Genomic DNA, 259 nt, shown 5'->3' with positions numbered 1-259 from the left:
AAACCGCCTGCGGGCACTGCGCGTGCCACGAGGTCGACGTTGGGCGTGACCGCGACGCAGTGCAGCAGCGACTTCCTTTTTCAACTCGCCTTTAGCCTGGAAATACAAAGACTGATAAATAGTTTCAGGACACACGTACATAGTCTCATCACCGGGATAGCGACTGCGCAACCTCCCAGAAATCTGCTCCGGCGAGTACCTATCTTTCACCATCGCCCAGACCACGGTGCGCAAACGTGGATTGGCATCAATCTTGCGC

General features: G+C 55.6%; 1 pseudogene. It reads right to left on the bottom strand.

Annotated features, from left to right (window positions below):
• Positions 1-259: pseudogene (locus tag QP971_RS11340) on the bottom strand (IS30 family transposase); the annotation flags it as partial.

It is taken from the genome of Corynebacterium marquesiae, from assembly GCF_030229635.1.
GTDB classification, from domain to species: domain Bacteria; phylum Actinomycetota; class Actinomycetes; order Mycobacteriales; family Mycobacteriaceae; genus Corynebacterium; species Corynebacterium marquesiae.
Note: the sequence above shows the minus strand (reverse complement) of the source record. Positions and strands in the feature narration are given on the sequence as shown.